We start from the raw sequence: 21,912 nt of genomic DNA on the forward strand, positions 1-21,912 counted from the left end.
CCAAGACTACAACCTGACGCTACGTGAGTTTCAAGCTATTTGATGCTTATCTATACAGTGGGGACGTACTGCTGGATGGTGGTCGCGGTGATCTCATTGTCCCAGTCGGGCTTTTCCGCGGACGACCTGTTCACAAACCTGACGTGGAACACCGCTCACAGCAACTTGTCGTCCGTACTCCAGCGTCACTGATTGCCTGGCGTTAACAAATCCCCACCGATCACGTTGGTGACTCGTCAAAGATTCCAGTATCCCTTGTTTCTGCCATGTTCGCATCCAAAGCAGACATTTGCCGATCGCACACGTCGCGGTCGGACGTAGCAAGTGCTTGAGGAGAATTACGTGACAAAGCCAGTCGTGATTGTGGTGGGTGCGGACAAGGGTGGGGTTGGCAAGACGACCGTATCCCGAACGCTTCTGGACTATTTCAATACCAATAACGTGCAGACACGCGCATTCGATACCGAGTCCCCGCGAGGAACGTTGAAGCGCTTCCACCCCGAGATCACCGAGATCGTCGACATGACCACGACTGCGGATCAGATGAAGATCTTCGACACACTGAACTCAGGGCTATCTGTCACCGTGATCGACGCCCGCGCAGGCTTGCTGTCCCCGGCACTGGCATCCTTGCGCGACATCGGTTTTTTGGATGCCGCTCGGTCCGGCCAGATCACCTTTGCCGTATTCCATATCTTGGGATCCTCCATCGCTTCTCTGGACGAGATCGCCGAGACTGCTGGTTTCATGAGTGGTGCAAAGTACTTTCTGGTCAAGAACTTCATCAACGACACTCAATTCTTCCAGTGGGACCAGTCGACCTACAACTCCTATTTCCAGCAAATCAAGAACGCGACCGAGCTGACGATCCCTAAGCTCAACGAGATGGCCTATGAGCAGGTCGAAGTTGCTTCCGTCCCGTTCGTCAACTTTGTAGCCAACAAGAATCGGAACGACGAGGCCGCGAACCACTCCTTCGTTCTGCGCGGCTATGTTCGGCACTGGCTCGCGAATGTCTGGCGCGAATATGATCGCATTAACTTGACCGACTTGGCCGGCGCCAAGTCAGTAACACGCGGCGGTGAAAAATAGTCGATCGTTCGTCGATTGAACGGGCTAAGCCGCGTATGAAGTTCGCTTAATAGTAATGCCAATGTTAGCTACGCCCGTTTACATCATCTGCTCGCCTAGCCCGCAGGTCGGTAAGACCCTCGTCTCTCGCCTCATGAGCGAGTTCTTACTGCTGAAGAACGGCACTGCGCTCTCGTTCGACATCAACCTGAAGGAGCCGTCACTGGTCGATTACCTGCCTAACATCACTGAGACGGCGGATGTGATCGACACATACGGCAAGATGCAGCTGATGGACCGGCTTATCCTGCACGACCGGGTGGCCAAGGTAATCGATCTCGGCTTCCATGCCTTTGATGAATTCTTCAAGATGTGCGAGGAGATCGGATTCATCAGGGAGGCGCTCCGCTGCCATGTTGCCCCCGTCGTCCTATTCGTGGCCGGTACCGACCGCATCTCCTTGCGCAGCTATGAGATGCTGAGGCGGCGGATTCCGTCCGGAGCGCTGATCACCATCCACAATGAATTCATGCTGCGCGGCGAGTTACCTGAAGTCATGGATGGCGCGCGTGTACTCCGCTTTTCGGCGCTGCCAGTATTTCTAAAGACCTACGTCGACCGACTGAGCTTTTCATTCACAGGATATCTGCGCAACGAGAAGGATTCCTCCAGCGAGTTGCATCAGTGGATCTGGCGCAACTACGTCATGTTCCGCGATCTCGAATCAATGGCGATGCTACAGCCGTCGTCTTGAGTCGGATTCCGCATGTGAAGAATTCGCGCGATATAAGTGTTCTTCAAGTTTGGTCGTATCGCTCGCAGACATAATGTCCGAGCAGTCGGCAAGGCCGTTTGCCCGCTTCGTATCGAAAAGGCCTCGTGCGTGGCTTGGGCCAAAAATAGCTAGCGAGTACACGGCAGCTTTCTGAGAATCAACGCAGTCGCCATTGGCTCATTGTGATCTTCTGAGATTCGTCAGCTTCTCAACAGGTAACTCTCCTAGCATGAGAACGTCGATATCTAGACGGCGGTGTCATCCGTCATAAGGGAAATGAACACCCGATTGCTTAATCTCGGAAATCGGAGGAGCGTGGCGACGGTCTCGGTCCGCGGCAAATGATTGTCGATCTGTCAGTTGCTTCAGCTTCGACAGTTGAAATCCGAAGGCTCCACCGCTTCCACTCAATCAGCCTGCCGTGCGCCAGATGCGAGCTTTTGTATGAGAGTGAGGTGCCATGGAGCGGACTAACAACAATTTTGACCTGTTTGATTTTGATGTGGAAGGCTTCGCGCAAGCGTACTATCAGCAGTCGCGCGCGGGGCAGCAATCGGGCGATACGAGCGAGCAAGCTAGCTTTGAGCAGCAGATGGGCGAGTTGCAACTCAGTTCGCCTGGCGAGAGCTCCGCTACGTCAAGTTCTCCTGATGAAAGTCCCAAAAAGGGCGGTGGAGGAATCCGGCGCACTGACCTCGGCGGTTCGATGAGGATGCCGCCACACTCCCCGCTGATGGACAACTCGTTCAGCAGCACGCGCCACAGCGTAGAAATCCCCCGAACTCACTTTCGAGATTCGGCTCAATTACCGTCGCAGTCCAATTTTCGGGATGAGCTGTTCAGCAGTGCGCATTACACTTTGCGATCTGAGGAGCAGCCTGCAATTCAGACGAAGAACAGTAAGAGTCGCGGACTGTGGTCGCGTATCAAGTCAGGTGTCGGAAAGGCGCTTGGGGCGAGTCGCAGCGAACAGCCGTCCGGTTCCACGGCCCAGGAGGAGGTCCTTTCAACGAAGTTTCGCGTAGATTACGCCAAGCAGCCCGGCCGAACACGCGGGGTCCCTAAGGAGGACGAGGAGCTGTTTGAGGACTTCAAAAGCAGAGCCAAGCTCACGCGGGACATCGGCACCGGCAAAGCAGTGGGCGACGGCACTATCAGAAATGCGATAGCCGATCTGCGAAATTTCAGCGCCTGGCTTAGCGAGAACGGGAGGCCATCAATCGCAGACCGTATTGGCAACCCGGAGTTAGAAGCTGGGTTGGATGCCGATGTGGAGGCCTACGCGAGGGATTCCAAGAAGGATTCTACGCTTACGAGGAGGCGCACCAACGCAGCCTTGAAAAAACTCCGCCACGTCGGCGCCGGAAGCGCCTTGTCCGCCGATATCCGCCGCCTGGCTCCTTATGCCACAGACGCGACCCTCATCGACATGCTGGCCGAGGCAGAAAAGGTGACAGCCAGGGTTGAGCCGGAGACGGTTGATAGACGGGCGCGCCGTCTTTACAGGCTGAGTGATTGGCTGAAAACGCGGGAAAAAGGCGCCATGGCTGGCCGACTGAACGACGATGGGCTGGCCCAAGATGTTAAGGAGTATAGGAATCAAACCGGGGACTCCAAAATTGACGCCGATTTGCTCAGGCTTCGGCGTTACCAGCAAGTCCTCGAGGCGAACAGAGCGCTGGGGCTGGCTCCTCCTGAGAGCGCGCCTCCGCTCGCCGGGGAAGGCGCTCGGCAGCCCGGATCACCGCAGGAGCTTCCCGCAACGCCAGCTACGCCGAGCGAGGGAGCTTGGGATTGGTTTAGGCATCAGATGCAAGACCCCGCGTCGTCCTCATTCACGCCGCACCATGATCCGCAGCCGAGCTCGCTTCAGGAGCTTCCGGCAACGCCAACCACTCCGAGCGCGGGAGCTTGGGACTGGTTTAGGGAGCAAATGCAAGAGCCCGCGTCATCCTCGTTCACACCGCACCGCGGCCCGCAGCTGCACTCGCTTCAGGAGCTTCCGGCAACGCCAGCCACCCCGAGCGCGGGCGCTTGGAATTGGTTTAGAGAGCAGATGCAAGAACCCGCTTCACCGTCATCTGCGAGGCGTCCGTCGGCAGACGTCTACGGCGATCTTGGGCCGCTGCTTAATTTGAATCCGCCCACACCGTATGAATTGCGCGACGACGCTCACTCTGTGCCGGCGCCTGACCTCGCCAGACAGCCGTCGTTCGTTGGACCATCAGGGGCCCCTCAGGAGCTACTGGATATCGGCTCTATCGTCGGCGAAGGCTGGCACCACGGCTCTCAATCGGCCTCGGACGTCCTGATCGATGTACTGAGTAACATCAATCTCATGCCGAACCATTTCGGCCCAAGCCAGTTCGCGATAAACGGTGAGCATTATTCGGCCACTCTTGGGCCGGGAGGGCGCACGGACGTTCGTCTCATCCATCATCCTCGCGCCAGGCCGATGCATGAAGCTGGGCCATCGCGTCAGCCCATAGCGGATCTTGGGTTTCTTATCCGCGGGGGATGGCAGCACAGGGAACGTTGGCTTCCGCCTTACCTTGTCCGTGCACTAGAGGGGGAGCACCTCATGCCGCAAGCCGGGCGTCCGACGTATATCAACATTCGCGGCGTGCCTTACAGGGCCGAGTTGCTGGAAACGGACGGCAGCTCACGCGTTCGTATTTATCCTGAAGCTGGTTGAAGACGCGATTAGGCTTCACCCTCGGGGGGCAGCGGGGCGGCGCACCGGGAGAAGTCTTACCGGCGAGCAAGTGGCATAGGCTTGCTCGGACCAGGGCACCGACGGGAAACGCCCTGCGCAATGATGCATGAGCGTTTGGATAATGGAAATGGCAAACGCGAAATTCAACTTGCTTGGTGCCGAGGTCCGCGCGGCACTGGAGCGGTTGATCGATGTGCTGGCAGACCTGGGGCTTGCCTACCGTCAAGGTGACAAGGTCAAGCTTTGGCCGCAACCTGATCGAGAGCCTGCACCGTGAGCTCGACACCATCGGAAGAGGCCTCGCAGAGGAAATGGGGCTTGAGCATTACCCGCTGATGCAGGTGAGTAGACTGCGGGGATCTATCGCCGATAGGCTGTCGCTCGCCTCGCTGCGCTTTGGCATGATCGACCATTGGTCTCGGTTTCAGATCGTGCCCTGGTCCTCATCGCTCCAGCGCGAATTGAGCAACCAGGTGAGCGGCATCGCCGGCCAGTCAGCGTCGACTAGGCCGTGTGGACAATTACCTTAACCAGAGCAGAGCTGCAGCGATAGTGACGACGGCGAAGTAGTTTCGGGCTGTCTTTTCGTAGCGCGTTGCGACGCGCCTGAACCGCTTCAGTTTTGAGAAGCAGCATTCGATCAGGTGGCGCTCGGCGTAGAGTGGTTTGTTGAGCGGATATTTGATTGCCCGCGAGGGGTTGTTCGGAATGACGGCTTGAGCGCCTTTTGCAGCGATGGCGGATCGCAACGCATCGGAATCGTAGGCCGCTTCGCTCATGACGACGTCGGCTGGGAGCCCCCTCGATGAGCGGCTGGGCCTGAGGCGCATCGCCGGCCTGGCCTGCCGTTAGGAAGAAACGGACCGGGCAGCCCAAGCCGCGGACGGCCATATGGATTTTTGTCGTCAGGCCGCCGCGCGAACGCCCGATGGCCTGATTTTGAGCCCCCCCCTTTTGCGCCGCTGGCGTGCTGGTGTGCGCGAACGATGGTGGAGTCAACGATCAGGTATTCAAAGTCCGCATCATCTGCCAACACTTCAAACATGCGCAGCCAGACCCCTTTGGCGCTCCACCGGCTGAAGCGCCGGAATACGCTGTTCCATTCGCCGAATGCTTCAGGCAGATCACGCCACGGCGAACCGGTCCGCACGATCCATAGAGCGCCTTCGACAAAACATGCGGTTGTCGCGGCCCGTCGAACCGCGCTGGTCCGGCCGACCGATGATCAAGCCGGAGATACGACGCCGTTGCGCATCGCTCAGAACGAGTCGGTCCATGGCACCCAAGGTTTCCTCCTAAAGGAAAGCCTTGAATCACGTTCCCGCCGATTTGAGAATCCCAAGAGTCCACACGACCTAGATGTGAGCTCTCAGGAGGTTGTCCATCCGGTCCTGAACGAGGAAGCTGAAGTTGTCGAAGCTTTAGCCAATCCCCGGAGAACCGAATGGACACCCATAAGAATGCGCCTCTGACGCCGAAAGGTCGAGAGGCGATGGTACGGAGCGTGATCGAGGGCGGGCTGACGAAGGCCGCAGCCGCGCTCCAGTTCAACGTCACAGCGAAGACGGTCGCCAAATGGGTCAAGCGCTTCCGCGCGGGAGGTGTTGATGGGTTGCGTGATCGCTCCTCACGCCCCCATTCATTGCCAAGCCAGACCCTGCCTGCCACATGCGCTTTAGTCGAGGCGCTGCGCCGTCAACGTTACGTCGGCAAGCAGATCGCGGCCGAGGTCGGCATCTCTCCGGCGACGGTCAGTCGCATCCTGCGACGATTGGGGTTGAACCGATTGCGCAACTTGGAACCGGCCGAACCGGTGCGGCGCTATGAACGTGAACATCCCGGTGAGCTGATCCACCTCGACATCAAAAAGCTCGGCAAGTTCAACCGGGTAGGCCATCGCATTACCGGCGATCGCACCGGTCAGAGCAGCCAGCGTGCCCGCGGCGAAGGGCCGGGCTGGGAATATGTCCACGTCTGTATCGATGATGCTTCCCGGATCGCCTTTAGCAAGGTCATGAAGAGCGAGCGACAGGGCTGCGCCGTCGCCTTCCTCAGGGCCGCAATCGCCTACTACGCAAGCCTGGGCGTCAAGGTCGAGCGGGTGATGACCGACAACGGATCTTGCTACAAATCCGTTGCCTTCCGCAAAGTCTGCAAGCGGCTCGGCCTCAAGCACATCCGCACCAAGCCATATACGCCGAAGACCAACGGCAAGGCCGAGCGCTTCATTCAGACCAGCCTGCGCGAGTGGGCCTATGCCCGCGCGTACAACACCTCAAAAGAACGAGCCGCCGAGCTGCCCAAATGGCTTCACCGCTACAATTGGCACCGGCCGCATGGCAGTATCGGTTCGATGCCGCCGATCAGCAGACTCGCTCTGACCAGGAACAACCTGTTGAGGCTCCACAGCTAGAGCCTTAGCGACAAACGCGGCCTTTCGCTCTGACCCGCAGACCTCTGCGGTGGGACCCGCGCGACTTGCGATGCGCGAGCGGATCGTGATTGTGCTCGCAGGTCAGAACATGTCCAGATCTCCAACCCATGTCCCGGCAAAATCACCCAGCATCAGGTGATCCGTAAACGTCGTTTTGCTCCTACCCTCTCGTGGCGCATGCGATAGGCGAGGTTCGCGATTTCCTTTGAAGGGACCGCCTTGCATTTATTCTTGACTATTATGCTTAAGTCGGACGCGACGGCACCGACTGGAAGTGGTCACGGAAACAGGACACCGTCGTTGGATCTCTAAGGACGAAAAGGCTCGGATATTGGAGGAGACTATGGTTCCGGCCGCCTTTTCCGAGATTGGCCGGCGCGAATGCCCTCCCGGCCACGGGACCGTGGCCACGTCACGTTCTCGAAAGCTTGCCCGATTAGAAGACCTGCTCAGGTGTTTTTGGACGTGAGGCTAGCGTGGACCCGCAAAATTTTGACCCATCGAATTTAACAGCGCGGCCCCAGGTGCAACACGCTGTGCCGCAAGAACATCAAGGAGACCGACCCGGGCAAGAGGCCTTTGAGCAGCAATTGCACGAGGCGCGTCAGGCCGATAATGCGCTGCCCGACGGATGGCCACGCCGTAGTCCCCCTCCCAATGTGTCTAGCGAAGGCCAGCAGTCCCCGGACGAGCTGATGGGTACGCTTGCCAGGAGCAACCTCCTGCCAAGCAAGGAGGTCCTTAAGGCCTATGACGTCACGCAGTTTTGTGCTCGATCTGAGAGATAGATTGGTAACCCCGCATATTGCGATCGACGGACATCTGAGTAAGACCGGCAACCCGAGCCTCCAGGTCCACATAACTGAAAAGCGAGCCTAACCGTTCGTCACTTCCCCGCATCGCATCCCCTAGATCAATCCTGATCCTAGAGAATCACGATCCAAAGTGCTTCGCCACCGACTTCTTCAACAGCCTGCTAGAGCAGTTCTCTCCAGGGGAGCTTCGACGAGATGATGGACCCCCACAGTTGGAAGTGGATCGTCTAGCCCGCCAGTCGCCAATCGACGAATGAGTAAAACGAGCCGTTCGCCGAGCCCGCCACCGTGTGATCACAGTTTTGGCATATCCAGCTCGGCTCGGCGCATCAGGTTCGAGAGTCATTCAAGCATCGGTCTGATCGGCGCCGTCGAGGAACACGCAGCAGTTAGTCGAGAACTATCCTGTGGAGCTCTGATACGGTCCTCGCCGAATAGCTCGCCTCGAGACAGCATTGGACCAATTAGGAGAGGCCCAAAACTAAACGCTGAGCTCGGCGAGAGCCTGGTAAGCGTCGTTCTCAGGCTACGGCTTTGGGGGCTTGAGCGAGGTAGGCCCAGGTAGCTGCTCGATGCCGCGGTTTGGATACCCGTTGACGAGCCTTGTCAGGACGTCGGTCAGATAGGCGAGCGGAGCCGTTGAGCTTGCAAGTCTTGACCAGGGACACGACGACAGCCAGTGTTCGGCTCCGCCGTTGTGTCCGGCAAAGATCGCGTCTTGCGATTGGGTTTGATGCCACGGATTGATCGTTCGACGGTATTGTTGTCGTCGATCCGGCCGTCATCGATGAAGAGCGTTAAGCTTTGCCAGCGCTAGAGGGCCTAGCGGATGGCTTCGGCGAGGTTGATCTTCTGGGTGATGAGAGCCAGCTTGGCCCGCAGCCAGGCCTCGAAGGCAGTGGTCGGCTCTTCTGCTGCCGCACGAGGCGACGCTGCTCCGCGCTGCGGCCGCAGATCTCCTTCTCAGTCGCATAGCGCGATCGTCTAGTCTAAGAGCATCGGGTCTTGAATCTCGCCCGGTGCTCGGGCGCGGCAGCGGCTCGTTCCATCCGGCTTCTACGAGATCGCACAGATCCCCCGCGCGCGGCTGCTGCCTGCCACGCGACCTCACCGGATCCTCTGATCTGGTGGGTAAATTGCGGGGGATCTATCACCGAAACATTGTCGATCGTCTCGGATCGCTTTGCCGTGATGGCATCAGTCTCGGTTTCAGCTCGTGCCCTGCCCCCTCGCTCGAGCGCGAATTGAGCAACTAGGTGGGCTGCATCTCCGGGTCCCGGCAAGCGCCAACTGGAGGCTTAGGCGCAAACGCGGCCTTTTTCGCTCTGACCCCGCCGATCTCTGTCCGGGACGCGCGCGACTATGATGCGCGGGCTGGCCGTGGTTGTACCAGTGTCGATGGACCTCTCCGTATCACTCTAGCTCGTTGTGGCGCCCATCGTTCGTAACGGCCCTCGCCAGAAGCTCCTTGTGATGACTTGATGACCGCTGCACCTTGGCCGCTCGTCTTGGGAAGCGGCCTCGCCTTCATGGCAGGCTCTGGCATGCAACTCCCTAATCAGCCCGGATCCTTAAATCACCCGAACGGGCGTAGAGGCCACACCACGAAGCTCGACAATTGCCACCGATGACGAGCGCACCGTCAAGCGTGTAACCGACGCGCTTTGAAAATGCACCAAGTTGCGAGCCATGAAGAACTATGCCGGGCACCGATTGAGCCCGTAGCTCGGACACAATGATGGTGATCTGTCAGGAAACGTCGCGCCGCTTGTTTATCTCGGGTGAAGTGATGACTTTCATCCGCGCGATGGCTTATCAATTTGCGTCGGTGCACGGACGACGTCATCGGATATAAGACGGCAACACGTCGGACGAGAGTATGAACCGCGCTCAGGGGATTTGCAGCTCATCTTCATGCAACGAGATTTCGGAAGACCCAATCGTACGCAGCGTCAGATTGTGGTGTTTCCGACACTGGCGACAATACTTGCTGACAGATTAGCAAGAAGCGAAATGTCTCAACCGCCATGACAGGCATCGGCTTTCCGTCCAGATGACCACGAATGGAGAGTCTCGGCGCCAGCGAAGGCCCTCTGGTTCCTTCAAAGGTGCTTTGCTGCTTGATGCGCGGTGCTTTTTATTCAATTCCCCGTGGCTGCGTCAGCAAGCCTGAGATTTATAAAATATTCCATGCAACGAGCTCTCGAAGGGACTTGAATCGCACGTAGCGTCAGATTGTAGGGTTTCGTACATCAGTCGCGACAATGCGTCGCGCAACAACTCCTGACAGGTAGCAAGAATTGCGAATGTCCCCAACCCATAGGGCCACGCCCAACCCCATCACGCTCCTCGATCAGTCCACCCGAAGGCCTGTTGGCAACGTCGCCTACGCGCCGGACGGGGTACCCGCGCCAGCCAGGTTGAGGCTGCAACAGCACGAGGAGCTCAAGAGCAGCCCTCGCTGCCTTGTTCTCGTTGTCGCGCGGGAAACAAAGTTGAGTCCAAGCTCGGCATGTGTCGCCGCTCGTCGCGAGAGGTGGAATGCAGACGGCGGAACCACCCGAACCACATGCCCGATAACGCCACTGCGAGGACGGACCCGTCATTCGTCGGTGTGCCAGATGGGCCGGAGCCTAGCGGGCGTGTTAGATCTGTCTGAATGCCGGGTCTCTTCCGCTCCTGATGCACGTCACCGACCAACAAGACAATCTTTTCATAGTCCGCGGTGCATTGGCTGTTTCGTCCACGCTAGCGGCATCTAGAACATCGGCCCGCTGCGGGGGGACGATACGTCTTTACGCGTTCAAGGTTGCATTTGCCGTGGCCAAACGGCCTCACAGGTCGATGGCATAGCAAGGCTCACCGCAGAGTCAGGACAACATGGGAAGCTTCCAAATGTCTCCTATCAGCTCGGATGCCAATCCAGCCATTCTCTCTTTTGCTTTGGTTTCGATTGCGCGTGCTGGCGATGCATTCGCCGAGCCAATGACCAGAAGCACTGCCGAGATTGGCGCAAAGATGCACGAGGGTCCTGCCACAGCGCTTGATGCTTTGACTGATTCTGGGCTGGTTCCCGACATCAAGACCACGTCGAGTGTCAAGGACGCATGCGATCCACAGCAGACGGCCGAAATTAATCGGCAGGCAATGAGCAGAGCGAGATTGGCCGTCAGCAACATTGCTCTTCTTGGTAGGTACCGTGTCCCGACGTTTACGTTGAAGCTGGAGAACTCAATTTCGCCCGACTTCATGGTCGACGGTGATCTGCGTGGTAGTTTTGGCATGAAGAGGCAATGAAATGCGAACGCTGCTGGTTGATCATGATGAGCACCTTGCGCGCGCTGTGCAAGGTGCGCTTTCGGATTGCGGTTTTGCGGTTGATGTGGCGGGCACTCTGGATGAGGCGGCGACCGCTCTGGATTACGCCAAGTACGACATTCTCCTGCTCGAGTTGGCTCTACCGGATGGAAGCGGCCTGGACTGGCTGAAGCGGTTGAGACGCGACGGACATTTTATGCCTGCCATGGTGATGAGCAGCCGCAATGATCTCGGTAGGCGGATCGCCATTTTCAATGGTGGTGCAGACGATTTTCTGCCCAAGCCCGTGTCTACTGATGAACTCATCGCTCGGATGCGAGCCATTCTGAGGCGATCAACGCAAATGACAGCCCCCGTCGTTGTGTTTGGTAATCTAAAATTCGATCCGATCGCCCGGCAAGTTTCAGTTGGTGGTCGGCCGCTCAAGATTGCACGCCGCGAGGTGTGCATTCTTGAGCATCTGCTTAGCCGCGCAGGCCGCGCCGTGTCACGCGCGTCGCTGGAGGATAGCCTCTATGCGTTTGACAACGAGGTCTCTACCAATGCGCTTGAAGTCGCAATCTATCGCTTGCGCGGTCATTTGAATCAGTCTGGTGCAACGCTACGGATCACGACCGCACGCGGCGTCGGCTATATCCTTGAATTGAATAGCGCGGCATCGGCCGCCTAGTCGATCGAACTTGAAAGCAAAGACTACCTTGAAGATCGCTCTTGATAATGAGGGTGGCAGCGATCGACGCTCGATCGTCGCTAGCGCTATCTGGTCTGTCGTTTGTCCTTCTCTTTCCCACCTCCTGTGCGCGGTCGCTTTGCTATCACCACCAACTGCCGCAGCTCAGACAACGCGAGACGCTGGAGGGAGGCCGCCGCGCGCGCCCTCTAGCAGTATCAATGGGACGGTGGACCTTTCCTCCTCGCTCGGCAAGACAATTCATCTGCCCGGGCCGGCGGCGAGCATCTTTGTTGCCGACCCGACGATCGCGGATTATCAGGCCCCATCGAACACGACCATCTTCGTCTTTGGCAAGAAGTCCGGACGGACCAGCCTGTTCGCTTTGAACGACAATGGGGAAGCTCTCGCCGAGTTGCGTGTTGTCGTGACGCAACCGATCGAGGATCTGCGTGCCATGCTGAAGGCCCAGGTCGGCGACTATCCGATCCAAGTCAGCTATACCCCCCGCGGCGCGATCCTTAACGGCACGGCTCCCAATGCCGATGTCGTTGCCACTGCCGTGAAGGTCACAGAGCAGTTTCTCGGTCCGGGTGCGCTTGTCGTCAATAAAATTCAGGTCGCGGGGTCATTACAGGTCAATCTGAGCGTTCGCGTAGCGGAGGTCTCACGCAGCGCCATCAAGGAGCTCGGCATCAACCTCTCCGCTTTGGGGCAGAATGGCACTTTTTTCTTTAGCAGCGGCAAAGGTGCTGGTTCCGGCACGGCTAGCGGAGGCGGCAAGGCAGGTATCGGCTTCAGCGCCGGTAGTATCAACGTCGGCGCTGTTCTCGACGCGCTCGCCAGCGAGCACCTCGCTTCAGTGCTGGCTGAGCCGAACCTCACCGCAATGTCCGGTGAGTCCGCGAGCTTCCTGGCGGGCGGCGAATTTCCAATTCCCGTCATGCAGGACAACCGACAGGTTTCGATCCAATTTCGTCACTTCGGAGTGAGCCTCGATTTCGTCCCGACCGTTCTTAACAACAATCAAATCAATGTCCGCGTCAAACCTGAGGTCAGCGAGATTTCAAAAGAAGGCGAGGTCAAGGTGAACGGTATGGCCGTGCCTGCCCTCTCTACAAGGCGTGCGGAGACCGTTATCGAGCTTGGGAGCGGACAAAGCTTTGCAATAGGCGGGCTAATCAGGCGTAACTTCAGCACGGATATCAGTACTTTTCCTTGGTTAGGCGACGTTCCCATTCTCGGTGCACTGTTTCGCTCTTCGTCCTTTCAAAAGCAGGAGACGGAGCTTGTTATTATTGTCACGCCTTACATTGTCCGGCCAGCGTCGAATCCGAACCGGATGAGCGCGCCCGCCGACCGCATCGGACCGCCCTCAGATCTGGGGCGCACATTGACGAACACGTTGGCGAGCCCGCCGCGAGGCCGCGACGCTCCGCGCACCAGTGTACCAGGCGCGACAGGCGGTGCCGGCTTTATTATCGAATAAGGATCGCCGAATGACTTTACGAGCCCTGCCCCATCTGTTCGTTCTGATGGCGAGCCTAGGCGGCTGCACAAGCACTGCTCTGGTCAATACCGGGGCGGCTGAACAAGCAACCGTGGTGCAGCAGCAGAACAGTGTCTTGGTGCTGCAGAGCCTTCGTGGCCTCGAGCGGTATCGGCTGAGGGATTTCATTGCCGGCGCCAGCCGCGGTCGGTTTGATGCGCTCCATCTCGATATCACCGGCTCGCCCCGGCTCGCCGCGCAGGTAGCCAGCGAGGCCCGCGCAATGGGCGTCGCGCCTTACAACGTCCGCCTGTTCGGCCCTCGCATCGACCGGCCTGTCGGCTTCGCGGTGCAAATCGAGGCCATTGTCTATGAAGCACGTCCTCCCGTCTGTCCGTCTCTTTCGATCATTGGTCCCTCGGTTAACGATAATTCGTTCGACCAGACGCTAGGCTGCTCAATCCGCAACAATCTGGGAATCATGGTCAACGATCCGGGCGACCTGCTGGACAATAGAGCTGTCATGGCAACAAAAGGCGATCGTGCCGCCATTCCTGTTGCCACATATGGGTCCATGGGACGGCGCAACAAGAGCGACTTGGAAGATGGAATTGCCAACAGGTCCCCGCCAGAAACCGGGTCAACGGCAACGAGGGATATACAGTCGCCACGATAGTGCGCGCCGGATCGCGTCGCAATCATTGCTGCCAAACGCAATGTCTAGACCAGCCCGGCGGAATAGAGTGCTCGCGCAACCCCTTCAAAGCACTTCCCAGGAACGGCGTTGCCCAGCATGGCATTCCGCATGAGCTGACGCGCCAGGGCCGGGTCCTGAACAATGCTGAGGCGCAGCGACTGCGCCTCAGCAAGCAGTCGTGAGGCAAGTTCGCCCTCACCACGGCAAACCACGATCGGTACGCCGGTCTCGCCACGAATGTAGCGAAGCCCAATCAAGATCGCTTGTCCTGTCACTATCAGTGTCGCGCGATGCACGCCAAGCGGAGGCTCGTTCGCCGTCTCCTGACGAAGGCGACGGTGTTCTCGTTTGACCTGCGGATTGCCCTGCTGTTCCTTGGACTCGCGCTTGGCCTCTGTCTCCGTCATGCGCATGTCCTGTAAAAACAACCAGCGCTGGATAAGAAGATCGGCCAATCCGGCGATCAAAAAAGCACCGGCAGCAATTTCGGTCAGCAATTTGATCTCAGTGAAGACGAAGCTGAGACACCCCATACCGCAGGTTGGCAAGTATACCAGCGCCTTCCAACTTGCGATAACCGGGAGCAGCAAGCTTGCGCCGAGAACGCACACTTTAAGAAGCGACTTCGAGAGTTCAATGAGCGACCGCTTAGACGCAATCCGCTTGAGCCCCTTCATGGGGTCCAATTTCTCGAATTTCGGCTTTAAGGACTCGAAAGAGACGTTTAATCCACCATTGGCCAGGACCCCCGCTAGAACACCAGCGGCAACACCGGCCCCGAGAAATGGACCAACGGCCGCAAGAAACAGTTCGATCAGGCCGCCCAGCGCCTGCTGGACCGCGCTTGTGAACGGCTGCTCCTGCAGTTTGTCGACTAGCCGTACTGTTTCATACCAGTTGGTCTCAATGAGGCCCGCTCTTAACCAGAGGCAGCCGAAACCGGCGCAAACACTGACTGCGCTGACCAAATCGGTGCTGCGCGGAGTCTGCCCTTTCTTGCGCGCATCTTTTAGCTTCTTGGGAGTGGGAGGGAGCTTCTTCTCTTCGCTCGAGCCACTCATTTAAGGAGGTTCTTGAACAACTCGAGCACGGTGTTGGACTGACTGATTTCCGATCCCATATATTCGACGAGGAAGGTGGCGTAACTTACCATGATTGTCGCATACGCCAGATTCTTCATGGTGGGAGAGACATCGTTCAGTTTGAGTTGCGGCGCAAACCGCCCGAGTATCATGACCGACACATCGAGTAGCAGCAGGAATGCCAACACCGGGCCAGAGACCAGTAGCGCCGTATACATGATGTGCCCGAGAAGCCCCAGAAATGCCATCGCGCCTTGCACGGTCAAGCTAGGCATCAGTCGATACACGGGCCAGATCAAATAGCTGCCATAAAGGCCCCTAATCATATTCTCCAATCCCCCGGCTAGAACGAAAATTGCAATCGCAGTGGTACCGAGTAAAACCGCCGTCGCCGAAGCCTGGCCACGCGTGGCTGGATCATCGGAAGCAACAGGGTTCGTAATCCCCCGTTGGGTATCGATGATCTCACCCACTGCCTGGATGCTCCATAACGGAATACTGAGCAAAAAGCCGATGAGCAGGCCGACGAACATCTCCTTCAAACCGAGCAGCGTGACACTGATCAGTCGTGAGCCCTGATCCAACGACTGCAAGCCGTGCCTGATCTGCAACAGGCATGGCAGTCCCATCGCAAAGGTCACGCAGCCGCGGATCAGCCCGCTAATGCGCGGCAGCGTAAATACGGGAAGGACCAACATAATGCCAAGGGCGCGGGCTGCCGCGAGCCCGGCTGCAAGCGCGAGTTCGATCGCCTCCTGGATCAGAGTTTGCGTTTCGGTGAGTGAGGGGACGTTCATCTAACGTCGACTAATACTTGCTGTGAGTGCGGGAAAGTCGGTAAATACCTGCTCGGCTTCCTTGATAAGCGCGGCACTGAGCACTGGAGAGAACAAAGCGATCACCGCGACAACGACCAGAAGCTTCACAGTCAGTGGCAACGTTTGATCCTGAAGCTGCGTTGCCGCTTGGATGATGCCGACGACCAATCCGACAACGACCGCCGCGATAAGCGTAGGCAGAACCCAGATCATGAAGAGCACAAGTGACCGGCTCATATGAGTGAGAATGCTCGCCTCATCCATGCTCAGCCTCCCGGCGTTGTGTAGCTGAGCACCAGCCCATGCATAAGCCGCGACCAGCCGTCGATTGAGACGAATAGGAACAGCTTAAAAGGCACGGATATCACCGTTGGCGAAACCATCGACATACCCATGGCCATCAAGATGGTCGTTACAATCAGATCGATGGTGATAAAGGGCAGATAGAGAAGAAAACCAATTTCGAATCCACGCTTGAGTTCCGAAATTAGGAAAGATGGCACCAGAATGACCAGGTCATCGGCGCTCACGTTGCCGCGCATTTCCTCGGGCCAGACCTGTTCGGTTGAAGCCAAGAAGAAACGGCGCTGCTCGTCAGCGGTGAACTTCTTCAGATGCCCGCGCAGCGGCTCCTGCGCGTCCTTTGCGGCGCTCAGCCAATCGTCGACCGTTTGGTAGCGGAGTTGTGGCGCAGAAAGGCGATTATAGGTCTGTTCAATCACTGGCGCGCTAATGAAAACTGTCAGGATCAGCGCCGCCCCGTATAGGACGAGGTTCGGTGGGATAGATTGAGTCCCGAGCGCGTTGCGAACGAGGAAGAGCACGACGGATACTTTTATGAACGCTGTGCTTGTTACGACTAGAAACGCCAGCAGGCCAAGGCCGGCTGTGAGCGCAAGAAGACCAAGAATTCCCGGTTGAATGTCAGTCATTGACGGCCAACCTGCCCCGCAACCTGACGCCGAGCTCCCCGCCGATGCTTACGATGTCCCCGCGGCCTATGCGGCGGCCGTTAGCAAGGATATCAACCGGTCCGTCGAGCGGCCGACCAAGTTCGAACACATGTCCCTCGCTGATATCCCTCAAGGCTCCGATTGCGACAGTCCAGCGGCCGCATTCGAAAACAAGAGTAATCTCGATGTTGTCGAGATCACCTTCAGAGGGCGGCCGGGGTTTTTCGGATTGGGTCATCATATGTGCACACTCCAGGGGATGTGGTTGGAGGCGGAATGCCCCCCGTACGATCAAGCGATCCTCTGCAACCTGGGCCGGAGCCCATAAGGTTCCCGTGTTGAGGATGGCTTGGCCACGGGCGATCGGTATTACGTCCGGCAATAGAGCGTCTCCTGCATTTACTTTCCGTAGCAACGCGACTGTCGCACGGAGCGAGCCGATCTCTCCCTTAACGATGACAGGCAATTCTGAGGGAAGCTGGCGATCCTCTCGCGGCAGCTGCCTGAGCAGTCCGCCTAACGCCCGAAACGCAGGTGGAACTGAATCATCGAGAGAAGAGAACAGAAACAGGCGCGCTTTGCCCTTGAATGGGCCGAAGGTGATTTCGAGCTCCAGATAAGGACCTCGAGCCGTCGCTTCGCTCAAACAGATCAGCTGCAACTTCTGTTGCGTCAGACCCTCTAGTTGATTGAGCAACGGATCGAGTGCAAATTCGACGAGGAGCGAACGAGTGGGCTCGGCAGGTAGGCCAAGCCCGCTTTGCACCGTCGCGATCAGCCCTTCTACAACCGGACGGGCCAATGATAAGACGATTGTTTCATGTCCAATGGCCCAAACGCAGTCGAGCATCGATACCGCACACGGCTCCGGCCCCCAGACAAGCCGTTCCATCCGCACGGATAGCGGCTTATCACTTAGACGGCTTTGCAGAGGCTTGCGGGCAGCAGCGATCTCGTTGAGCCAGGAGACGACCGAAGGGGACAGGATTAGCGCCGGTTTAAATCCCGATTGTTCACCCGTAGCCATGGTCACAGGCGCGTCTACAAGACAAGGCGCTTTCCCTAGCATAAGAGAAGAAGCCATCAGAATTCAGTCGCTAGCCGTGTGAGTACGCGAACCACTGCCATACCGAAGCAAAACCTCATCATCGGCCTCTATCTCGGCTTTCACCTCTGAATGGGCATCACTCGCGCGCTGAACGTCGCCTTCAATTTGCTGCCATTTGTGACTCGCAGCTGAGCACTTAGTCAAAGTAGTCCTCGCCTCGAAGACCGCCGTCTCGGCCCGCTCTTGAGCGGCGCGCGCTTCCTCAAGCGTTCGGCGTGCTCCTGCGATCTCAGCTTTGAGCCGTCCAATGACGATGTGACAGCGACGATCGAGCTCTTCGACAGATAGCGAATCAGATGATGCCAGTTCTCGGTAAAGCTGCGCTTCGAGCGCCGCTTGGCTTTTTTCGGCCGTTGCAAGATCCCGGACAGCTTGTTCCACCGCTTGAAGCGCGGTGCGGCGCTGGGCCTCCATGTTGGACACCTCACGAAGGGCGCTCCGCTGTCTCATATCCTTCACTAGCCGCAATTTCGAGGCATGGGCACGATTCACGCGGTCAGACGTGACATCCATTTGATCGTCTCCTCAAAGCTTGACGCCTCGTCTCCGCCCTGACGCAGGAATTTCCGCAACTCCTCGATTGAATTGATTGCCCGGTCTGTCAGAGGATCACTGCCTTGCTTATATTCGCCAACCTTCACCAAGAACTCGGCCTCGGCGTAGCGGGAGAGCAGATCACGGAAGAAGGAAGCCGCCTTTCGATGCGATACAGAGACGACCGCATTCATCACACGGCTGCGGCTTGACAATACGTCAATAGCTGGAAAATGCTCGCGTGCAGCCAAAAGGCGTGAGAGAACAACGTGGCCATCAAGAATGCCTCGTGATTCTTCGGCGATTGGATCACCCGAGCCGTCGCCTTCGACAAGCACAGTATAGAAGGCCGTGATTGAGCCGCGCTCGCCCATGCCGGCACGCTCCAACAGGCCAGGAAGCATCGCAAAAACCGATGGCGGAAAGCCGCGCCGCGTCGGCGGCTCTCCTGCGGCAAGGCCAATTTCGCGCATGGCGCGGCTGAAGCGCGTCAATGAGTCCATCATCAGGACGACGCGAAGTCCTTCATCACGAAAATATTCAGCGAGTGCCGTCGCCATGTGAGCGCATTGCGCTCGTTCCATTGCCGAGCGGTCGGAGGTCTCAACGACCACGACGGTGCGGCGAAGCGCTGCCTCACCAAGGTGCTGCTCGATGAATTCCCGCACTTCACGACCGCGTTCACCGATCAACGCGACTATGGTGGCGTCGGCAGCCGCGCCTTTTACAATCTGCGACAGGAGCGTCGACTTACCGCACCCTGGGTCTCCGTAGATGCCGATCCGCTGACCCTCGCCACATGTCAGAAGCCCATCCAAGACACGGACACCGAGTGGGAATGTTCGCTCGATACCGCGCCTTGTCATTGGGTTGGGAGCCTTACCGCGCAGCGGACGAGTTTGAGCGGCGTTGATTGGACCCTTTCCGTCGATTGGCCGGCCGAAGCTGTCGATCACCCGGCCAAGCAAATCGGGGCCGACCGGTACTTCATGCATTCGTCCGGTCGCGACCACTTCTGCTCGGCTGGATAAGCCCGCCATATCACCAATAGGAGTGAGCAATACCCCATCTTGCGATAGGCCGATGACCTCGGCCTCGAGAGACCATCCGGTGCGGGGATCCTGCAACAGGCAAAGCTCCCCTATACGCGCCTCTGGCAAGACGGCGTGGAGCAAGGTGCCGACCGCCCGTGTGATCCGCCCTCGTACAGCACGCGTGTCGATATGCTTTGCTGTAGATTTCAGAGACGATAGCGCGGCGTGCAGATTCCTCTCTCCCTCCGCACGGGTTGCTGATGTGGTCACGGTCCGTCTTCCTTTGAAGGCAAACCCAGGCCAAGGCGTAGAGCTCGGAGCTGCGCGGCAACTCCAATATCTACATTGCCAAATTCGCTCCACAACACGCACTGCTCTGTCGTTAGAGCCGGATCCGGATCAACCCGCACTTTCGGCCGGCCCTCCTGTCCATCGCACGTAGCGAACTCGCGCGCCAGCGCATCGGCTTTCAGAGGAGAGACATGAAGGCAAATTTCCGCGCTACCATATTTTTGCTCGATCGTGTGACGAACGGTCCTCACCAACATCTCGCCTGGATCAAACGCGCCCAGCAGATCGCTCACGATCTCCATGACGAGCTGCGGCAACTCCTGCTCCAGAATGGCTTTTCGCTGCGCAAGTGCGGAAGTCGCCTGCGCGATCAGCCGAGACATTTCCTCGGCGCCACTCTTGAAGCCATCCGCACGGCCGCGCTCCCGCTCCCGCTTATAAGCTGTCCGTCCCCAGCCGCGAACGCGTTGCAGATGCCGCTCGGCAGCCGCTCGCGCTTCTACGGCATCGCACCAGATTCCGATCTCGGCAGCCGGTATGACAGGCCCGAGCGGCCGTATCTGGGGGGCCACCGGCAGCGCTGGGTCATCAGCTGTCATGCCGTGGCGCCTCCCTCAACAAATGGGCTATCACCAAGGAAAGCACTGGGCCCGCGGCATTGCGGTGTTCGGCCGCTGGATTCTCCGCAGCAGTGCCCGTGGGCAAGCGTAACAGCACGCGCGTGCGATCAAGTGCCGAGGCTTCGTTGATCCAAGCACCTAGGCAGGCATGGCCATCGTGTTCAATCTGTTGCGAAAGTAGCTCCGGATCAGCGACAGTGGTGATTGCGACCGCGCTCGCCAAGTTCCGGATACCGAAAGCGTGCGCTTCTGCCCCGATACGGTCGCGCAGAATCGCAAGATGCTGCTTTGAGACGAGCTTTAGGAGCGAGCGAGCATGCCAGATACTGCCGGCAAGCAAAGCAGCCCTATTCGGATCATGGCCGAGCAGAAGATCGTCTCTCCAGTTACGGCCGCTGGAGTCCATTTCATTACCAAGCAGCATTCCAGCAAGTCTTACCTGCAGCCTCGAGCTCTTCTGTAGCCGCACCAAAGTCGAAGCCGACAACCGGCCGTCAAGGCGTGCAGCTAATCGGGTCAGATGGGTAGAAGCAGCAAGCTCGCGCAGGCCCTCAGATAGCGATTCCGACCACGTGTTAGAACCGGTAGATGGCAGCGGTATGGGCATCTGCTCACTCCCTATGCCTTGTCGGAAGCGATCTTCTTACTGGGAGGCAGGATAGCCGGCGTGTTCGAACGGATGCCAAATCTGGATCGCGCGCGCGACGGCTGGGCGCGCTGACGCATAAGAGAGCCTAGGAATATGTAGCACAGAACGCCAACGGCAGCGCCACCTCCCCCGATAGCGGCCGCAAGCAGCGGGTCTGAAGTATATTTGGTCGACTGAGCGGACGCAGCTGGCCGGGCCGGCAGTTCAAGCGGAGCCCGCTCAACTGGCACAAAGACCACCGCCACCTTGTCATAGGAAAGGCCCTCGATGCTGTTGGCGACCAGCATCTTGATCTGCGGTAGCAGAACCGAGAGCTTTGCATTGGAGTTATGTCGAATGAACACCGACGCTGAGGACGGCATCGCGTCCTGGCGCAAGAGATCATTTTTCGGCAAGACAACGTGGACGCGCGCGGATATGACGCCTTCGATATCGCTAATCGTGCGCGACAATTCTTCGCTCAGGGCATAAACGTAGCGGGCGCGCTCCTCGATCGGCGAGGCAACCAGGCCCGATCCTTTGAACACCTCGCCGAGGTTCTTGAAAGGCTGGCGTGGCAAACCTTCTAGATTTAGCAGCTCAATCGAAAAGGCCAACTGCTTCTGCTCGACCTGGATCGTGCTGGTCCCGTCCTTGGCAGTAACACGGACCGCATCGACGCCCTTACTAAGCAGGAGCGCAAGCATCTCATTGGCCTCACGCTCCTGCACTTTGGTGTAGAGATCGGCCTTACAGCCAATCAAGGGGAGGAGAAGCGATAGCACGGCAAAAACACGCAACCGCCGACCGGATAGGCGGGCATGGCCGTTTTGTCCATAGATGAAACCAGACGTCAACG

Annotated in this window: 20 protein-coding genes and 2 pseudogenes; 10 read left to right on the top strand and 12 right to left on the bottom strand. The window is 58.1% G+C overall.

Going from position 1 to position 21,912, the window contains the following annotated elements:
• Nucleotides 1-342 precede the first annotated feature (342 nt).
• The 5 genes from ACH79_RS37855 (at nt 343) to ACH79_RS37870 (ending at nt 5,092) form a co-directional block, all read left to right on the top strand.
• A complete protein-coding gene (locus tag ACH79_RS37855; RefSeq protein WP_057859058.1) occupies nt 343-1,092 on the top strand; it encodes a hypothetical protein in 750 nt (249 codons plus the stop codon).
• A gap of 61 nt (nt 1,093-1,153) precedes the next feature.
• The gene (locus tag ACH79_RS37860; RefSeq protein ID WP_057859056.1) at nt 1,154-1,825 is read left to right on the top strand and encodes a hypothetical protein; all 672 of its coding nucleotides are present in this window, start codon (nt 1,154-1,156) and stop codon (nt 1,823-1,825) included.
• A 481-nt stretch (nt 1,826-2,306) separates the two neighbouring features.
• Nucleotides 2,307-4,541 carry a hypothetical protein gene (locus tag ACH79_RS43405; protein WP_246738298.1) on the top strand — a complete coding sequence of 745 codons (2,235 nt, stop codon included), beginning with the start codon at nt 2,307-2,309 and terminating at the stop codon, nt 4,539-4,541.
• A gap of 148 nt (nt 4,542-4,689) precedes the next feature.
• Entirely contained in the window at nt 4,690-4,839 is a 150-nt protein-coding gene (locus ACH79_RS44500; protein WP_245320388.1) for a hypothetical protein, read from the top strand.
• Nucleotides 4,790-5,092: a DUF3363 domain-containing protein gene (locus ACH79_RS37870; RefSeq protein WP_245320387.1), complete on the top strand. Its 303-nt coding sequence runs from the start codon at nt 4,790-4,792 to the stop codon at nt 5,090-5,092. The genes ACH79_RS44500 and ACH79_RS37870 overlap by 50 nt, the downstream gene beginning before the upstream one ends.
• Here the strand turns inward: ACH79_RS37870 and ACH79_RS37875 are convergent.
• Nucleotides 5,084-5,848: pseudogene (locus ACH79_RS37875) on the bottom strand (IS5 family transposase). The gene ACH79_RS37870 and the pseudogene ACH79_RS37875 overlap by 9 nt on opposite strands.
• Nucleotides 5,849-6,006: 158 nt before the next feature.
• Between ACH79_RS37875 and ACH79_RS37880 the strand changes: the two are divergent.
• Nucleotides 6,007-6,975, top strand: a complete 969-nt coding sequence (locus ACH79_RS37880; RefSeq protein WP_161855422.1) for an IS481 family transposase — start codon at nt 6,007-6,009, stop codon at nt 6,973-6,975.
• 1,362 nt (nt 6,976-8,337) lie between these two features.
• Here ACH79_RS37880 and ACH79_RS37885 read toward each other — a convergent pair.
• A pseudogene (locus ACH79_RS37885) lies at nt 8,338-8,785 on the bottom strand (transposase); the annotation flags it as partial.
• 1,921 nt (nt 8,786-10,706) lie between these two features.
• Here ACH79_RS37885 and ACH79_RS37890 point away from each other — a divergent pair.
• The 4 genes from ACH79_RS37890 to ACH79_RS37905 all read left to right on the top strand — a co-directional run bounded on the left by ACH79_RS37890 (nt 10,707) and on the right by ACH79_RS37905 (nt 13,964).
• On the top strand, nt 10,707-11,108 hold the full coding sequence (locus tag ACH79_RS37890) for a hypothetical protein (RefSeq protein WP_161855429.1): 402 nt from the start codon (nt 10,707-10,709) through the stop codon (nt 11,106-11,108).
• Nucleotide 11,109: 1 nt separating this feature from the next.
• Nucleotides 11,110-11,799 carry a response regulator transcription factor gene (locus ACH79_RS37895; protein ID WP_057861906.1) on the top strand — a complete coding sequence of 230 codons (690 nt, stop codon included), beginning with the start codon at nt 11,110-11,112 and terminating at the stop codon, nt 11,797-11,799.
• A gap of 73 nt (nt 11,800-11,872) precedes the next feature.
• Nucleotides 11,873-13,288 carry a type II and III secretion system protein family protein gene (locus ACH79_RS37900; RefSeq protein ID WP_245320710.1) on the top strand — a complete coding sequence of 472 codons (1,416 nt, stop codon included), beginning with the start codon at nt 11,873-11,875 and terminating at the stop codon, nt 13,286-13,288.
• 10 nt (nt 13,289-13,298) lie between these two features.
• Complete coding sequence (locus tag ACH79_RS37905) at nt 13,299-13,964, top strand: CpaD family pilus assembly lipoprotein (RefSeq protein WP_161855430.1); 666 nt, start codon at nt 13,299-13,301, stop codon at nt 13,962-13,964.
• Nucleotides 13,965-14,008: 44 nt separating this feature from the next.
• On the opposite strand, the gene ACH79_RS37910 is transcribed toward ACH79_RS37905, so the two are convergent.
• From ACH79_RS37910 to sctJ, 10 genes are all read right to left on the bottom strand, one after another.
• Nucleotides 14,009-15,046: an EscU/YscU/HrcU family type III secretion system export apparatus switch protein gene (locus ACH79_RS37910; protein ID WP_161855431.1), complete on the bottom strand. Its 1,038-nt coding sequence runs from the start codon at nt 15,044-15,046 to the stop codon at nt 14,009-14,011.
• The gene (sctT, locus tag ACH79_RS37915) at nt 15,043-15,864 is read right to left on the bottom strand and encodes a type III secretion system export apparatus subunit SctT (protein WP_161855432.1); all 822 of its coding nucleotides are present in this window, start codon (nt 15,862-15,864) and stop codon (nt 15,043-15,045) included. The genes ACH79_RS37910 and sctT overlap by 4 nt, the downstream gene beginning before the upstream one ends.
• Nucleotides 15,865-16,149, bottom strand: a complete 285-nt coding sequence (locus tag ACH79_RS37920) for an EscS/YscS/HrcS family type III secretion system export apparatus protein (protein ID WP_028350693.1) — start codon at nt 16,147-16,149, stop codon at nt 15,865-15,867. It abuts the gene before it with no gap.
• Between the two features lie 2 nt (nt 16,150-16,151).
• Entirely contained in the window at nt 16,152-16,817 is a 666-nt protein-coding gene (gene sctR, locus ACH79_RS37925) for a type III secretion system export apparatus subunit SctR (protein ID WP_161855433.1), read from the bottom strand.
• A complete protein-coding gene (sctQ, locus tag ACH79_RS37930) occupies nt 16,810-17,865 on the bottom strand; it encodes a type III secretion system cytoplasmic ring protein SctQ (RefSeq protein WP_161855434.1) in 1,056 nt (351 codons plus the stop codon). The genes sctR and sctQ overlap by 8 nt, the downstream gene beginning before the upstream one ends.
• A gap of 63 nt (nt 17,866-17,928) precedes the next feature.
• Entirely contained in the window at nt 17,929-18,459 is a 531-nt protein-coding gene (locus tag ACH79_RS37935; protein WP_161855435.1) for a YscO family type III secretion system apparatus protein, read from the bottom strand.
• On the bottom strand, nt 18,435-19,784 hold the full coding sequence (gene sctN, locus ACH79_RS37940) for a type III secretion system ATPase SctN (protein ID WP_305764713.1): 1,350 nt from the start codon (nt 19,782-19,784) through the stop codon (nt 18,435-18,437). The genes ACH79_RS37935 and sctN overlap by 25 nt, the downstream gene beginning before the upstream one ends.
• Nucleotides 19,781-20,404 carry a type III secretion system stator protein SctL gene (gene sctL / locus ACH79_RS37945; protein WP_161855436.1) on the bottom strand — a complete coding sequence of 208 codons (624 nt, stop codon included), beginning with the start codon at nt 20,402-20,404 and terminating at the stop codon, nt 19,781-19,783. The genes sctN and sctL overlap by 4 nt, the downstream gene beginning before the upstream one ends.
• Complete coding sequence (locus ACH79_RS37950) at nt 20,394-21,032, bottom strand: nodulation protein NolU (RefSeq protein WP_161855437.1); 639 nt, start codon at nt 21,030-21,032, stop codon at nt 20,394-20,396. Before ACH79_RS37950 ends, sctL begins: the two co-directional genes overlap by 11 nt.
• Before the next feature lie 11 nt (nt 21,033-21,043).
• Nucleotides 21,044-21,910 carry a type III secretion system inner membrane ring lipoprotein SctJ gene (gene sctJ, locus ACH79_RS37955; RefSeq protein WP_371419323.1) on the bottom strand — a complete coding sequence of 289 codons (867 nt, stop codon included), beginning with the start codon at nt 21,908-21,910 and terminating at the stop codon, nt 21,044-21,046.
• Between the last annotated feature and the right edge of the window lie 2 nt (nt 21,911-21,912).

This window comes from Bradyrhizobium sp. CCBAU 051011 (assembly GCF_009930815.1).
Classification (GTDB): domain Bacteria; phylum Pseudomonadota; class Alphaproteobacteria; order Rhizobiales; family Xanthobacteraceae; genus Bradyrhizobium.